The sequence below is a fragment of the Micromonospora sp. DT46 genome (genome assembly GCF_049841735.1).
Classification (GTDB): Bacteria; Actinomycetota; Actinomycetes; order Mycobacteriales; family Micromonosporaceae; genus Micromonospora; species Micromonospora reichwaldensis.
In genome coordinates this window covers 1-16,956 of sequence record NZ_JBNCKW010000012.1, presented here as the reverse complement: position 1 = coordinate 16,956, position 16,956 = coordinate 1, and the positions used below count along the sequence as shown (strand labels likewise).

Sequence of the window (16,956 nt, the reverse complement as noted above, 5' to 3'; positions counted from 1 at the left end):
TGCGATCCCTCCCAGGCTCTGCCGCTCCGCTATATTCCGTCCATATCGCCACCATCCCGGGTCGCGCGGCCCGCCCGCTCGGCGGCCTCCGCCCGTTCCGCCTCGGCCCGGGCGCGACCGCCGAAGCCGAGCACCGCGAGCACCGCGATCACCCCCATCGCCCCGCCCACGATCAGCATGGCCCTGGTGAAGCTCGTCGAGTCGAGCAGGAAGCCCGCGAACAGCGCCCCCAGCGAGTTGGCTCCCGAGCTGAGCAGCATGACGATCGAGCCGGCCCGCCCGCGCAGGTGGTCAGGTGCGCTCTGGAGCACGTACAACATCCCGGCCACGTTGCTGATGCCGGCGCCGTAGTGGATCAACGCGAAGATCGCGCCGAGGACGACGAGTCCCGGTGCCAGCGCGAGTCCCGGTGCCAGCGCGAGCAGCGGCATCAGCACCGCCCAGGCGATGTTGACCCCCATGATGATCCGGCGGATCCCCCAGCGACTCAGGTAGAAGTTGCTGGTCATCGCGCCGGCCATGCCGAAGACGCTGTTCACCATCAGCAGCATCCCGACCGTGGCTGACGAGCCGCCCAGGTTCTTGACGATCACCACGAGGCCCAGGCCCAGCACCTGGAACAGGATGTTGCTCGCCGCGAAGAGGCCGAGGGCGCGGCGCAGGTAGAGCTGGCCCCAGACGAAGACGAAGCCCTCCCGCACCCGGGTCAGCAGGCCACCGGGCTCGTCCGCGCGCGCCTTCGGCGCCTGCAGGTCCCGCCGCACGAACAGCAGGGTGACCAGCGAGATCACGTGCATCAGCACGGCGAAGCCGAACGGCGCCCAGCGGGTCAGCGCGTACAGCCCGGCGCCGGCCGGCTGGCCGAGGATGCTGGCCGCGTTGGCCCGCGACTCGTTCGCCGCCGTCGCGGCACCGTACCTGTCGGCCGGGACCACGTTGAACACCGCGGCGCGTTCGGCCAGGGCGTAGCAGATGCCCAGGCTGGCCTCCACGAACGCGACAGCCATCAGGTGCGGCAGCCACACCGAGTCCCGGGCCACCGCGACCGCGACGCTGCCGATCGCGACGATCCGCCCGACGTTGCAGAGCACCATGGTCCGCCGGCGGTCCCAGCGGTCGACCAGCGCGCCGGCCGGCAACTGGGTGACCAGGTTGGGCAGCAGCGCGGCGAAGGTGACCAGGCTGGCCGCCGTGGCCGAACCGGTCGACCAGAAGACCAGCAGGGTGTAGCTGATCGAGGTGGCCCGGGAGCCCAGCGCCGAGACCCCGGAGCCGACCCAGAGCAGCAGGAAGTCGCGGTTGCCGGTCAGGCGGCCCGGCTGCCGGGACGTGTCCGCCGGGTGCCCGACCGCGCTCACGACGCGGACCCGGCGGGGGTGGCCCGGCACCAGTCGAGCACGGCCATGGCGCTGTAGAGTTTGTTCTCCGCCTGCTGGAAGGCGATGCTGGCCGGCCCGTCCAGGACCTCGGCGGTCACCTCCTCCCCGCGGTGCGCCGGGAGGTCGTGCATGAAGACCGCGTGCGGGCTGCGCCGCCACAGCTCCCGGTCCACCCGGAACGGGGCGAAGCGCAGCCGCCAGTCGGGGTCGGGCTTGCTGGTGCCGGTGGTCTGCCAGCGGGTGGTGTAGATGGCGTCCAGGTCACCCGGCAGGTCGTCCATGTGGTGCCGTTCGACGAGGTGGGCGCCGCAGCGCTGGGCCTGCTCCCGCGCGACCGCCGCGATCTCCGCCGGCAGCCCGTACCCCGCCGGGGTGCGCAGCTCCAGCTCGACGCCGGGGAAGCGGGTCAGCGCCAGGGCCAGCGCGGTCGCGGTGTTGTTCGCCTCGCCCAGGTAGAGCAGCCGCAGGCGCTCGATGCGGCCGAAGCGCCGCAGCAGGGTGGTCAGGTCGGCCAGCGCCTGCGTCGGGTGCTCCTCGGCGCTCATCGCGTTGATCACGGCCATCCGGTGCTGGCGCGACCAGTCGCGCATCTCCCCCGGGTCGGCGGCGGTCCGCGCCACCAGCACGTCGAGCATGCCCGACAGCACCCGGCCGGTGTCCTCGCTGGACTCCCCGGTGTTGACCTGGAGGTCGTTCGGCCCGTACTGGATGGTCCTCGCGCCGAGCCGCAGCGCGGCCACGGTGAACGCGGTCCGGGTCCGGGTCGACGTCTTCACGAAGTAGGTGCCGACCACCCGGTCGGCCAGCGGGCTGGCGGATTCGCCGGCGGCGAACCTCGCCCCCCGCGCCACGATCGAGTAGAGGTCGTCGTCGGTCAGGTCGCGGATCGACACCAGGTGCCGCACCTGCCGGGTCGGTGGGTCGGTGACCGTGGCAAGGCTGCTCGGTACGGTCGTCATCACATTTCCTCCGTCAGTGCGGTGTCGGACGCCAGCCGCGACACGACCTCGTGGCCCTGGTCGCCGTTTGTCAGCAGCACCAGCCCGGAGCCGTCGGGCACCCGGCCGGCGGTGAGCGCCTGGTAGCCGGGGATGCGGCCCCGGTGGGTGAACTCCACCCGTGTCCCGGCGGGCCCGTCGATGCGGTCCACCATGCAGCCGAGTCCGAAGACGCCGCCCGTTCCGGTGGTCAGTTGCGCCACCGCCAGCTCCCGGCTCAGCAGGGCCGGGTCGCCCCGGTACGCGAGGTGGATCTCCCTGACGAGCTGGGCCAGGTCGGTGGCGGTGGTCCAGAGGCCGGCCGCCGCCAGGTCCGTACGCACCTGCCAGCCGCCCGGGAGCGGCTCGCCCCGCTCGTCGTGCCCGACGGCCACCGGCCGGCCGGACGTCTCCGGGAAGCTCTGGTCGAAGCTGCTGCCGGTCATCCCCACCGGTCCGAAGACCAGCTCGGCCATCAGGTCGGCGAAGGGCGTCGCGGTGACGTCCTCCATGAGCTGCTGCACCACCACGAAGTGGCTGTTGCGCTCCACCGCCACCGCGTCGGGCGCGTCGAGCGCCCGGACCGGACCGGTGGGCACGCCCCGGCCGTGCAGCACGTCCGACAGGCTCGGCACGGGGCCGCCACGCGGGTGCCCGGTGCTGCCCGTCGGGGTCAGCCCGGCGACGTGGGAGAGCAGCTGCCGCAGGCTCACCGGTCGATCGGCCGGCAGCTGCCAGCCCTTCAGGTACGCGTTGACGTCCGTGTCGAGCTGGAGTTGCCCCCGCCCGAGAAGGACCAGCGCGCCCACCGCGGTGACCAGCTTGCTGACCGAGCCGACCTGGAAGATTGTCGCCGGGGTCACCGGGGCGTCGCCGCCGGCCGCGCGGTGCCCGGCGGCGCGGACCTCCACCACCTCGCCGTCGGCGAGCAGGGCCAGCGAGGCGCCGGGCACCCGGTGGGCGGCGAGCAGCGGCTCGACAGCCGGCAGCACCGGCACGGCCCGCGCCACGCCGGCCCGTACCGCCGGATCCGCCGCTTCGACGGACGCCGCCGCCCCGGTCGGGGCGAGCGAGGCGGCCAGCTCGGCCAGGGTCCGGTCGAGCATCGCCGCCCGCAGCGTCAGCGGAACTCCGGCCTGCCGGGCCGCCGTGACCACCGGTACGACCAGCAGCGAGTGCCCGCCCAGGGCGAAGAAGCGGTCGTGCCGGCCCACCCGGTCGATCTCCAGGACCCCGGCCCAGATGTCGGCGATCAGCTTTTCCAGCCCGGGGCGGGGCGGGGTGTGGTCGGCCGCCCCGGCCAGGTCCACCGGGGGCAGCGCCCGACGGTCGACCTTGCCGTTGGCGTTGAGCGGGATGGCCGGCACCGGGACGAAGACGCTCGGGACCAGTTGGCTGGGCAGCCACCGGGCACAGTGCGCGGCCAGGTCCGGCGCGTCGCCGACGTGGTAGGCCACCAGGCGGGGTCCGCCGGCGCCCGTCGACTCGACGGTCACCACCGCGTCCCGCACGCCCGGATGCGCCACCAGCACCGCCCTGACCTCGCCGGGCTCCACCCGGTGCCCTCGGATCTTCACCTGGTCGTCGACCCGGCCGAGCAGGTCGAGCTGCCCGTCCGGCAGCCAGCGGCCCAGGTCGCCGGTCCGGTACAGCCGCCCGCCGTCCGCGGCGAACGGATCGGGCACGAACCGGTCGGCGGTCAGGTCCGGCCGGCCGGCGTAGCCCCGGGCGAGGCCGGGGCCGCCGAGGTGGACGTGCCCGACCACGCCCACCGGCACCGGTTGCAGGTCGGCGTCGAGGACGTACGTGCGCATCCCGGCCATCGGCCGGCCGATCGGCGCGACGTCGCCCGGCAGCGGCCCGGTGACCGGGTACCGGCTGACGGCCACCGTCGCCTCCGTCGGCCCGTACTCATTGAGCAGCACGCTGCCCGGCGCGAGCGCGTGCCAGCGGTCGCAGACCTGCCGGGTCAGCGCCTCGCCGCCCAGGACCAGCAGCGGGGTCAGGGCCGCCGCCTGCTCCGCGCCGAGCTGGCGGGTCAGCAGGTCGAGGTGGCCGGGGGTCAGCTTGACGAAGCTGAACGGGCCGGCGTCGGCCAGCCTCGGGCCCAGCTCGTCCAGCCCGGCGCCGGGCGGCAGCAGCCACAGCCGCTGCCCGGTGACCAGCGGCGCCCAGATGCTGGTCACCACCATGTCGTACGCGACCGACGAGAAGAGCGCGGCGCCGCCGGTGCGGTCCCCGATCAGCTCCTCGGCCGCCCAGCCGAGGTAGTTGGCGAGGCTGCCGTGGCTGATCTGCACGCCGTTCGGCCGGCCGGTCGAGCCGGAGGTGAAGATGACGTACGCGAGGTGCTCCGGGTCGGGACGGCCGGGCGGCGGGTCGGCGGGCAGCGCGGCGATCCGCTCGGCGTCGCGGTCGAGCAGCACCAGCTCGACGCCGGTGAGCCGGTCGGCGTGGCCGGTCGAGGTCACCACCACCGTCGCCCCGGCGTCGGCGAGCATCGCGGCGACCCGCTCGGCCGGGTGCCCCGGGTCGATCGGCAGGTACGCGCCGCCGGCCCGCCACACCCCGAGCAGGGCGGCGACGAGGTCGGCGCCCCGGTCCAGCAGCACCCCGACGACCCGCTCCGGGCCGATCCCCGCCCCGCGCAGGTGGTGGCCGATGCGGTTGGCCGCCGTGTCCAGCTCGGCGTAGGTCGTACCGTCGACGGCCTCCGCGTCGGGGGTGGCGGCGGCCCGCGCCGCGACCCGGTCCGGGACGAGGTCGACGCATCCGGGCACGGCCGAGGCGTTCCAGCCCACCAGCACGTCGTCGCGTTCCCCGGCGGGCAGGTACGCCGCCCGGGGGTCGCCGTCGGGGTCGGCCACCATGGCCTCCAGCACCAGCCGGTACATGCCGCCCAGCCGCGCGGCGTCGGCCCGGCCCAGGGCGTGGCTGTCGGTGCTCAGTTCGAGCCGGCCGGCGCCCGCGGCGACGGCGAGCGCGAACTCGGAGGTGCTCGCGCCGATCCGCTCCACGGGCGCGGTGCGCCCGCCGTCGACCTCGGTGAAGTCGAGGTAGCTGAAGTAGACGTCGGTCAGGCCGGCGCCCCGGCCGGGGGTGCGGATGGCCGGCGCCGGGTAGCGGCGGTGCGGCCACAGGTCGGCCTCGCGGGCGTGCACCCGCTGGACGAGTTCCCGCCAACTGCCCGCCGTCCGGTCGTGCGGGAACGGCAGGGTGTTCAGCGACATGGCGTAGACCCGCTCGCTGCCCACCACGTCCGGCCGGGTGTTGCAGACCAGCCCGCTGTAGAAGGCCGGCTCGTCGGTGAGCTGGCTGAGCACCTTCAGGTGCGCGGCGTGCAGCACCGCCTTGAGCGAGACCCGGGCCGCCGAGGCCAGGGCCCGCAGTCGCGGCTCCAGGTCCGCGTAGGACACCACCTCGGTGTACGGCTCCCGGGTGGCCGGTGCGGGCGGCGCCCACGCGGCGGGGAGCAGGAACCTCGGGTGCCGCTCGACCACGTCCTGCCAGTACCGCTGGTCGGCCGCCGAGTCCAGGGCGCGCAGCTCGCCGGCGACGAAGTCGGCGAAGCGCACCCCGGGCGGGGCGGTGACGTCGGGTTCCGCGCCCGCCCGCCGCGCGTGGTACCGGTCCAGGATCTCCATCACCAGGGCGTGCAGGCTCCAGCCCTCGATGATGACGTGGCAGATGGTGAGCACCAGCCGCCAGCTCCGGTCGGTCTCCAGGCACACGGTGAACCGCAGCAGCGGCGCCCGCTCGACGTCGAACAGCTCGGCGTACTCCTCGCCGACGAGCCGGCGCACCAGGGCCGTCCGGTCCGCCTCGGCGACCCCGCGCAGGTCGCGGGTGCGGACCGGGACGTCCACCGTGCGGTGCACGAGCTGCATCGGCACCGAGTAGCCGCTCGTGTCCACCGAGGTACGCAGCACGTCGTGCCGGGCCACCACCTCGGCGACGGCGGTCCGCAGCGTCGCCAGGTCGAACGGCTCGTCGTCGGGGATCAGGAACGAGACGACGTTGTGGTAGTGGTTCTGGCCGTTGTCGGCCAGCATCTCCAGCAGCATCCCCAGCTGCACCCGCGACAGCGGGTACGCGTCGTCCAGCCCGGCCGGCAGCAGCGGCAGGTCGGCGGGGGCGACCAGCTCGAAGGGCTCGACGGGGCGGTCGGTCGGCGCCGGCGCGTCCCGGCTCGCCAGCACCTCGCCGAGCGCCCGGACGCTCGGGTGCCGGAAGATGTCCGCGACCGTCACGTCCAGCCCGGCCGCGCGCATCGTCCCGGCCAGCACCAGCGCCGTGATGGAGTGCCCGCCGAGGTCGAAGAAGCCGTCGGTGACGCCGACCGCCGGCAGGCCCAGCACGTCGGCCCAGACGGCGGCCACGCGCTCCTCCAGCGGACCGGCCGGGGCGACGAAGTCCCGGCCCGCCAGCGTCGCGCCGGTGGGGGCGGGCAGCGCCCGCCGGTCCAGCTTGCCGCTGTTGTTGCGCGGCAACTGTTCCAGCAGCACGAACGCCGACGGGACCATGTACTCCGGCAGGGCACGCGCCAGCGAGGCACGCAGCGCGGCGGCCTCCGGCGCGGGCCCGTCGCCGGCCACCAGGTACGCGGTCAGCCGGGGGTCGGCCGGGTCGTCCGCGCGCAGCACGACGACCGCCTCCGCGACACCGGGCAGCGCGGTCAGCGCCGCCTCGATCTCGCCCGGCTCGATCCGGTAGCCCCGCAGCTTCACCTGGTCGTCGAGGCGGCCGAGGAACTCCACGCTGCCGTCGGGCAGCCGGGTGGCCAGGTCGCCGGTGCGGTACATCCGGCTGCCGGCCGGGCCGTACGGGTCGGGCAGGAACCGCCGGGCGGTCAGCTCGGGCTGGTTGAGGTAGCCGCGGGCCACCCCGTGCCCGGCCAGGTACACCTCGCCGGGCACGCCGATGGGCGCCGGGTGGCCGTACTGGTCGAGCACGTACATCCGCACGCCGGACAGCGGCCGGCCGATGCGGCTGCCCACGCCGGGCGCCAGGTCGGCCCGGGTGATCCGGTGGTAGGTGGAGTAGACGGTGGTCTCGGTGATCCCGTACATGTTGACCAGCGCGGTGCGGGCCAGCCCGAGGCGGGACGCCCACGGGGCGAGGTCGGCGAAGTCGAGCTTCTCCCCCGCGATGACCACCGCCCGCAGCGACAGCTCCCGGATTCCGGGGGCGTCCTCGGCGGCGAGCCGGACCAGCCCGCGCAGCGCCGTCGGGGTCTGCGCCAGCATGGTGACCCGCTGCGTGACCAGCAGGTCCAGCAGGTCCTGCGGCACCCGGGCCACCTCGCGGGGCACCACCACCAGCCGGCTGCCGTGCAGCAGCGCGCCCCACAGCTCCCAGACGGAGACGTCGAAGGCGTACGAGTGGAACAGCGCCCACACGTCGGTCTCGTCCACCGCGTAGTGCTCCTGCGCGGCGTCGAGCAGGCGCAGCACGTTGGCGTCGCTCACGCAGACGCCCTTGGGCCGACCGGTCGAGCCGGAGGTGTAGATGACGTAGACGAGGTCGTCGGGGTCGCGGGCGATCCCCGGATCGGTCTCCGGGTGCCCGGCCAGGTCGCCGGAGTCCAGCAGCACCCGCCGCCCGTCGAAGCCGGCGAGCACCTCCGCCTGCGCGGAGGTCGTCACCACGGTCCGTGCCCCGGCGTCGGCCAGCATGTAGCCGATCCGCTCGGCGGGCTGGGCCGGGTCCAGCGGCAGGTACGCCGCGCCGGCCTTGAGCACGCCGAGCAGCGCGGGCACCAGGTCCGCGTCCCGGTCGAGGCAGACCCCGACGACGGTCTCCCGGCCGGAGCCGGCCGCGCGCAGGTGGTGCGCCAGCCGGTTGGCGGCGGCGTCGACCTGGGCGTACGTCAGCTCGACGGCGCCGGCCACCACGGCCACCGCCTGCGGATCGCGGGCCAGCTGGGCCTGGAACAGCTCGACCATGGTGCCCGTGACCGGCTCGTCGGCGCCGGTGTCGGTGACGCCGAGCAGCCGGTCGCGTTCACCCCCGGGCACGCAGACGGCCTGGCAGTCGCCGTGGGGGTCGGCGACCATCGCCTCCAGCACCGCCCGGTACATGCCGGCGATCCGGTCCAGGTTGGCCTGGCTGACCAGCCCCGCCCGCGCGGAGAGCGCGTAGCGGCCCCGCTGGGCGAAGCAGGAGAGGTCGAACTCGGTGGCGCCCTCGCCAGCGGCGCCGGTGACCACCGGGCCGGATCCGTCGCCGCCCTGCGTCGCGCGGGTGAAGTCCTGGTAGTTGAACAGGACGTGCAGCAGCCGGTGGCCGGCCTCGCGCTGCATCTCGGCCAGCGGGAACCGCCGGTGCGGCCAGAGCGCGACCTCCCGGTCGAACACCGCGGCGACGAGGTCGCGCCAGGTGCGGGCGGACCGGTCGTACGGGAACGGCACGGTGTTGAGGTACATGCCGTGCACCTCGTCGGCGCCGAGCACCTCGGGCCGGGCGTCGCAGACGAGGCCGGCGTGGAAGCCCGGCTCGCCGGTGAGCTGGCTGAGCACCTTCAGGTGCGCGGCGTGCAGCACCGCCTTCACCGACACGTCGGTGTCGCGGGCCAGGGCGCGCAGCGCCTCGTCCAGGTCGGCGAAGTCGACCGTGGCGTCCACCGTGGCGTCCGGCGCGTCCGGCTCGCCCCAGCCGGCGGGCAGGGTGAACGGGGCACGCCCGTCCCACACCGACCGCCAGTGCTCGCGGTCGGCGCTCGACTCCAGCGCGGCGATCTCGGCGGCGATGAAGTCGGCGTAGCGCACGGTCGGCACGTCGGCCGACGCCGGGGTGCGGCCGTCGGCCAGCTCGGCGTAGCGGTCGAGCACCTCGGTGACCAGCCGCGCGCTGCTCCAGCCCTCGGTGACGGTGTGGGAGATGGTGAAGGTGAACCACCAGCTCTCGTCGCTGTCCACGTGCGCGGTGACCCGCAGCAGCGGCGCGGTGGCGACGTCGAACGGGCGGCCCCGCTCGGCGGCGATGAACTCCGCGAAGAGCGCGGCGTGCCGCTCGGCCGGGACGCCCCGGCCGTCCTCGACGCGCACGTCGGGTTCGGCGTGGGCGTGCACGAGCTGCATCGGCACCGAGTAGCCGACCAGGTCGAACGACGTGCGCAGGATCTCGTGCCGGGCCACCACGGCGCGGACCGCGCCGCGCAGCGCCCCGGCGTCGAACGGCCGCCCGTCGCGGACCTGGTGGGCCAGGACGCTGTGGTAGACCGCGCGGTCGCCGCTGACGGCCGACTCCACCAGCATGCCGAGCTGGGTGCGCGACGCCGGGTAGGCGTCGACCAGGCCGCCGGGCAGCCTGGCCCGGTCGGCGGCGCCGATCAGCGCGTACGGGGCGACCGGGCGGAACTCGTCGGTGTCGGCGTCGGTCAGCGCGGCGGCCAGCCGGCGGACGGTCCGGTGCGCAAAGACGTCCCGCACGTTGGTGGGGTGCCCGGCGGCGCGCAGCGTGCCGACGAGGGTGACCGCGAGCATCGAGTCGCCGCCGAGGTCGAAGAAGCTGTCGGTGACGCCGACGCGGGCCACGCCGAGCACCCGCGCCCAGATCCCGGCGATCTCCTCCTCCACGTCGCCGGTCGGGGCCTGGTAGTCCCCCGTGGCGTACGCGCCGGTGTCGGGGGCCGGGAGCTGGCGCCGGTCGACCTTGCCGTTCGGGTCCTTGGGGATGGCGTCGAGGGTGACGTAGGCGGCCGGCACCATCGCCTCGGGCAGCGCGGCGAGCAGCCGCTCCCGCAGCCCGGACGGGGTCGGTGCGTCGCCGGGGGTCGGCAGCACGTACCCGACGAGGGTGCGGCGGCCGTCGTGCTCGCGTACGGCGGCGACGGCGTCGGCCACGCCGGGGCAGCCGCGCAGAGCCGTCTCGATCTCCCCCAGTTCGATGCGTACGCCGTGCAGCTTCACCTGCGAGTCGAGCCGACCCAGGAAGTCGACGGTGCCGTCGGGCCGCCACGCCGCCGCGTCCCCGGTGCGGTACAGCCGCGCCCCGGGCGGGCCGTACGGGTCCGGCACGAACCTCTCGGCGGTCAGCCCCGGCCGGCCCAGGTAGCCCCGGGCCAGCCCCGTCCCGCCGATGCACAGCTCGCCGGGCACGCCCAGCGGCACGGGGTCCAGCCGCTCGTCGAGGACGTACAGCCGCAGGTTCGGGTGCGGGGTGCCGAGCGGCACCCGGGACAGCCCGGCCAGGGCGTCGGTGGTGCACTGCCAGCTGCTCACGTCGACGGTGGCCTCGGCCGGGCCGTACGTGTTGTGCAGCTCGCAGCCGGGCAGCGCGGCCAGGAACGCCCGCGCCACGTCGACGCCGATCTCCTCGCCGCCCACCGCCACCGACCGCAGCGACCGGCAGCCGGCCAGCCCCTCGGCCAGCAGCGCCGGCAGCATCGACGGCACGAAGTGGACGGTGGTGACGCCCTCGCGGGCCATCAGCTCGCACAGGTACGCGGGGTCGCGGTGCCCGCCGGGGCGGGCCACCACGATCCGGGCGCCCGCCGACAGGGCCGCGTAGACCTCGCCCGGGGAGACGTCGAAGCCGATCTCGGTCTTCTGGAGCACGACGGCGTCGCCGTCCAGCCGGTAGACCCGCGCGCCGACGTGCCCGGTCCGGTTGACCAGGGCCCGGTGCGACAGCAGCGAGCCCTTGGGGCGGCCGGTGGAACCGGAGGTGTAGATGACGACGCTGCCGTTGTCGGGGTCGGTGAGCGGCTCCGGGTCGGTCGGCGGGCGGTCGGCCCAGGCGTCCGGCTCGTCGAGCAGCACCACCGTGGCGTCGACCGGCGGCAGTTGCGCCCGCAGCTCGGCGGTGGTGAGCAGCACCGGGGCCGCCGCGTCGGCCAGCATGAACGCCAACCGCTCCGCCGGGTACGACGGGTCCAGGGGCAGGTACACCCCACCCGCCTTGTGTACCGCCAGCATCCCCACGACCTGCTCCACCGACCGGTGCGCACACACCCCGACCAGCGCCTCCGGCCCCACCCCCAGCTCCCGCAGGTGGTGCGCCAACCGGTTCGCCCGGCCGTTGAGCTGCCCGTACGAGAACGACACGCCCTCGGCCGTGATCGCCACCGCGTCCGGCCGCCGCGCCGCCTGCGCCTCGAACGCCGCCGGCACGTACCCGCCGACCTCGACGGTCCGGCCCGGGGCGAACCGGGCGATCTCCTCGCGCTCCCCGGCCGGCAGGCGCGGCGCCGCCGCGTCCCCGTCCGGGTCGGTCACCATCGCCGTCAGCACCTCGCGGAACATCGCCCCGATCCGCACCAGGGCGGCCGGGTCGGCGGTCCGGCTGTCGCTGACCAGGCGGACGGTGCCGCCGCCCGCCCCGACCGACAGGCCGAACTCGGTGGCCCCGGGCCCGCCGACCTCGACGAGGTCCGTGCCAGCGCCCGGCGCCCCGGCCGCCGCGCCGCCGTCCTGCCGGGTCTCCACGTAGCCGAAGACGACGTCGATCGGCCGGGACCCGGCGTCGGCCAGCCGCGCCACGGCCGGCAGCGGGTAGCGCCGGTGCGGCCACAGCTCCACCTCGCGGTCGAAGACCGACCGCACCAGCTCCCGCCATGTCCCCGTCGCGGGGGCGTGCGGGAACGGCAGCACGTTGATGTACATCCCGTGCACCCGCTCCGCGCCCCGCACCTCCGGCCGCGCGTCGCACACCAGGCCCGTGTAGAAGGCGGACCCGCTGGTGAGCTGGCTCATCACCTTCAGGTGCGCGGCGTGCAGCACCGCCTTGACCGAGGTGTTGGTGTCGCTGGCGAGGCGTCGGACGGCCGCGTCCAGGTCGTTGACGTCCACCGTGTACCGGCAGACCGCCGCCGCGCCGGACCGGTCGCCGAAGGCGTCCGGGAGGGTCAGCTTCGGCCGCCCGGTCACCACCGCCCGCCAGTGCTCGGCGGTCTCCGGCGAGCGCAGCGCCGCCAGCTCCCCGGCGACGTGGTCGGCGTACCGGACGGCGGGGGGCTCGTCCTGCTTCGGCGCCCCGCCGCGGCTGCGCCGGGCGTACTCGCCGAGCAGCTCGGCGAGCAGGGCGTTGAGGTCCCAGCCGCCGGTCACCAGGTGACTCACGGCGAGGGTCAGCCACCAGGCGCCGGCGTCGTCGGCGTGCGCGGCGACCCGCAGCAGCGCGGCGGCCGAGTCCAGGTCGAAGGGGGTACGCCGCTCGGCGGCCAGGTGCTCCTCGTGATCAGCGGCCGGGTGCACGGCGACCGGCACGGCGACGCTCGCGCGCACCAGCTGCATCGGCACCGAGTAGCCCGTCAGGTCGACCGAGGTGCGCAGCGTCTCGTGCCGGGCGACCAGCGCGTCGACCGTCGCCTGGAGCGCGCGGGCGTCGAACGGCCGCCCGTCGTCGACCCGGATCGACTGCACGATGTGGTACAGCGACCTCTCGGGGTCCTTCTGGATCTCCACGGCCATGCCGACCTGCGCCTGCGTCGCCGGGTACGCGTCGACCAGGCCGCCGGGCAGCCTGGCCCGGTCGGCGGCGTCGATCAGCGCGTACGGCTCGACGGGGCGAAAGGCCCCCTCCTTGGGGGTGTCGGCCTCGGCGAGCGCGGTGACCAGACGGCGGATCGTGCGGTGCGCGAAGATGTCCCGCACGGTGACGTCGTGGCCGGCCGCGCGCAGCGACCCGACCAGGGTCACCGCCGTCATCGAGTCACCGCCCAGGTCGAAGAAGCTCTCGGTCACGCTGACCCGGTCGAGGTCGAGCACCCAGGACCAGACGCCGGCCATCGCCGACTCCACCGGGCCGTTGGGCCGCTCGTAGCGGCCCCGGGCGTAGGACCGCGCGTCCGGCGCCGGCAGTTGCCGCCGGTCGACCTTGCCGTGCGGGTCCACGGGAACGGCGTCGATCGTGACGTACGCGGCCGGCACCGTCGCCTCGGGCAGCTCGGCCAGCAGCCGTTCGCGCAGCTCACCGGGGGTGGGCGCGGGCCCGCCGTCGGTGACGAGGTAGCCGACCAGGGTGCGCCGGCCGTCCTGCTCCCGGACCGCGGCGACCGCGTCGGTCACCCCGGGGCAGCCGCGCAGGGCCGTCTCGATCTCCCCCAGCTCGATGCGTACGCCGTGCAGCTTCACCTGCGAGTCGATGCGCCCCAGGAAGTCGACGGTGCCGTCGGGCCGCCACGCCGCCGCGTCCCCGGTGCGGTACAGCCGCGACCCGGGCGCGCCGTACGGGTCCGGCACGAACCGCTGCGCGGTCGTTCCCGGCGCCCCGAGGTAGCCCCGGGCCAGCGCAATCCCGCCGATGCACAGCTCGCCGCGCACCCCGACCGGCACCGGTTGCAGGTGCTCGTCGAGCACCCGGACGGTGAGGTTGGTGAACGGGGTGCCGAGCGGCACCCGGGACAGTCCGGCCAGGGCGTCGGTGGTGCAGAGCCAGCTCGTGACGTCGACCGTGGTCTCGGCCGGGCCGTACGTGTTGTGCAGCTCGCAGCCGGGCAGCGCGGCCAGGAACGCCCGCGCCACGTCGACGGCGATCTCCTCGCCGCCGACGGCCACCGACCGCAGCGACCGGCAGCCGCCGATCCCCTCGGCCAGCAGCGCGGACAGCATGCTCGGCACCAGCTCGACGGCGGTGACGCCCTCGCGGACGATCAGCTCCCGCAGGTACGCGGGGTCGCGGTGCCCACCGGGGCGGGCCACCACGATCCGGGCGCCCGCCGACAGGGCCGCGTAGACCTCGGCCGGGGAGACGTCGAAGCCGATCTCGGTCTTCTGGAGCAGCACCGCTTCTTCGTCGAGGCGGTTGATCCGCCGGCCGGCGTACGCGGAGCGGTTGACCAGCGCCCGGTGCGGCACGAGGACGCCCTTGGGCTGGCCGGTCGAGCCGGAGGTGTAGATGACGTAGCAGCCACTGTCGGCGTGGGTGACCGGCTCGGGGTCGGTGGCCGGCTGGCCCGCCCAGGCGTCCGGCTCGTCGAGCAGCACGGTGGCCGCCTCGGCCGCCGGGAGCTGACCGCGCAGCTCGGCGGTGGTGAGCAGCACCGGGGCCGCCGCGTCGGCCAGCATGAACGCCAGCCGCTCCGCCGGGTACGACGGATCCAACGGCAGGTACACCCCACCCGCCTTGTGCACCGCCAGCATCCCCACGACCTGCTCCACCGACCGGTGGGCGCACGCCCCGACGAGGACCTCCGGCCCCACCCCCAGCTCCCGCAGGTGGTGCGCCAACCGGTTCGCCCGGGCGTTCAGGTCCCGGTAGCTGACGCGGGTGCCGTCGCAGGTGATCGCCACCGCGTCCGGCCGCCGCGCCGCCTGCGCCTCGAACGCCGCCGGGGCGTACCCGCCGACCTCGGCGGTGCCGCCGGACGACCAGCCCTCGACCTCGTCGCGTTCGGCCGCCGGAAGGCGGACGGCGACCGCGTCGCCCTCGGGGTCGGCCACCATCGCCGCCAGCACCTCGCGGAACATCGCCCCCACCCGGGCCAACGCGGCGGGACCGAAGGCGTGGCTGTCGCCGACCAGGTCGAGGAAGCCGCCGGCGGCGGTCACCTGGAGGGCGAACTCGGTGCCGCCCTCCCCGGCGATGGCCTCGAAGTCGACGGACTCGTCGGCGACCGCCCCGGCCCGGCGGAATTCGGTGTAGTCGAAGACGACGTCGATCGGGCGGGACCCGGCGCCGGCCATCCGCTGCACCGCCGGCAGCGGGTACCGCCGGTGCGGCCACAGCTCCACCTCGCGGTCGAAGACCGACCGCACCAGCTCGCGCCACGTGCCGGCACCCCGGGCGTGCGCGAACGGCAGCACGTTGATGTACATGCCGTGCACCCGCTCGGCGCCCCGCACCTCGGGCCGCGCGTCGCACACCAGGCCCGTGTAGAACCGCCCCTGGTCGGTGAGCTGGCTCATCACCTTCAGGTGCGCGGCGTGCAGCACCGACTTGGGCGACACGTCGAGGGTCGACGCCAGCGCGCGCAGCTTCGGCTCCAGGTCCTGGTAGCTGACCCGGGTCCGCAGGCTCTCGCGCGGGCCGTCGGTGCGGCCCCAGCCGTCCGGCGTGGTGAAGCCGGCGTACGTGTCGACGATGCCCCGCCAGTACGCCTCGTCCTCGCCGCCCTTCAGCGCGGCCAGTTCGGCGGCGACGAAGTCGGCGTACCGGACGGCGTTCGGCTCCGGCGACTCGGGCACCATGCCGGCGCTGCGCCGCTCGTAGCAGCCGATCAGCTCGACCAGGAGAGTGTTCAGGTCCCAGCCGCCGGTGACCAGGTGGCTGACGGCGACGGTGAGCCACCAGCCCCGCTCGTCGGTGCGGTGGGCGGCGACCCGCAGCAGCGGCGCCGGCTGGTCCAGCGCGAAGGGCCGGGCCCGTTCCGCGTCGACGTACGCCCGCAGCCGCGCCTCGACGTCGTCGCCGGTCAGCTCCGTCACCCGTACGTCGACGGGCGCCTCGGCGTGCACGAGCTGCAGCGGCACCGAGTAGCCGGTGAGGTCGAACGAGGTACGCAGCGTCTCGTGCCGGCCGACCACGTCCCGCACGGCGGCCCGCAGTGCGTCGACCGAGAACGGCCGGCCACTGTGCACCCGGAAGCAGCGCACGATGTGGTACAGCGACTTGCCGGGGTCCTTCTGGATCTCCACGGCCATGCCGACCTGCGCCTGCACGGCCGGGTAGGCGTCCACGAGGCCGGCGGGCAGCGCGGCCCGGTCGGCGGCGGTCAACAGGGAGAAGGGCGCGACGGCCTGGAAGGCCGGGGCCGCCGGGGCGGCGTCCTTGGCGGAGAGGTGCCCGGCCAGGGCGGCGACCGTGCGGTGCACGAAGACGTCCCGGACGGCCACCCCGAAGCCGGCCGCCCGCAGCGCGCCGACCAGGGCGACCGCGCGCAGCGAGTCGCCGCCGAGGTCGAAGAAGCTCTCCCGGGTGCTGACCTGTTCGAGGTTGAGCACCTGGCCCCAGATCCCGGCGAGCCGGCTCTCCAGCTCGGTCTCCGGGGCGACGTGTGCCCGCTCGACGGGCACCGCCGCCTCCCAGAGGGCGGCGCGGTCGACCTTGCCGTTGGCGTTGAGCGGGATCGCCTCCACGGCGACGAACTCGGCCGGGATCATGTACTCCGGCAGGTGCTCCGCGCACCGCTGCCGGATCCGGTCCAGCAGGCCCGGCGTCGCCGGCGCGGCCGGGCGGTAGAACGCCACCAGCCGGGCGTCGCCCTCGGCGGCCGATCCGGAGACCAGGGCGACCGCGTCGGCCACGCCGTCGGTGCCCTCCAGGACCGTCTCGATCTCGCCGAGTTCGATCCGGTAGCCGCGGATCTTCACCTGGTGGTCGACCCGCCCGACGAACTCCACCGCCCCGTCGGGCAACCGCCGCACCAGGTCCCCGGTGCGGTACATCCGCGCCCCGGCCGCGGTTCCGGGCTCGTTGCCGGCTGCGGCGAACGGGTCGGGCACGAACCGCTCCGCCGTCAACGCCGGCTGACCCGCATAACCACGGGCCACACCCACGCCGCCCACGTACAGCTCGCCGACCACACCCACCGGGGCAAGGTGCAGGTCCCCGTTGAGCACGTACATCGTCATGCCCGGCAGAGCACGACCGATCGGCACCACCGGACCCGCCTGCTCGGTCTCCACCGGGAAGATGCACGTGCCCACACTCGCCTCGGT

At 75.2% G+C, this 16,956-nt stretch carries 3 protein-coding genes; all 3 read right to left on the bottom strand.

Annotated features, from left to right (window positions below; all coding sequences use genetic code 11):
* Nucleotides 1-29: 29 nt before the first annotated feature.
* From ACLQ20_RS28030 to ACLQ20_RS28020, 3 genes are read right to left on the bottom strand one after another with little or no spacing between them, the layout of a single operon-like run.
* Nucleotides 30-1,358: an MFS transporter gene (locus tag ACLQ20_RS28030; RefSeq protein WP_425858082.1), complete on the bottom strand. Its 1,329-nt coding sequence runs from the start codon at nt 1,356-1,358 to the stop codon at nt 30-32.
* Nucleotides 1,355-2,338, bottom strand: coding sequence for an ornithine carbamoyltransferase (locus ACLQ20_RS28025; protein WP_425858081.1), 984 nt, complete (start codon nt 2,336-2,338; stop codon nt 1,355-1,357). Before ACLQ20_RS28025 ends, ACLQ20_RS28030 begins: the two co-directional genes overlap by 4 nt.
* A complete protein-coding gene (locus tag ACLQ20_RS28020) occupies nt 2,338-16,944 on the bottom strand; it encodes an amino acid adenylation domain-containing protein (RefSeq protein ID WP_425858079.1) in 14,607 nt (4,868 codons plus the stop codon). Before ACLQ20_RS28020 ends, ACLQ20_RS28025 begins: the two co-directional genes overlap by 1 nt.
* Between the last annotated feature and the right edge of the window lie 12 nt (nt 16,945-16,956).

Excerpts from the sequence above, each read along its gene's own strand:
- ACLQ20_RS28025 (WP_425858081.1), bottom strand. The coding sequence starts at position 2,338 with ATGACGACCGTACCGAGCAGCCTTGCCACGGTCACCGACCCACCGACC.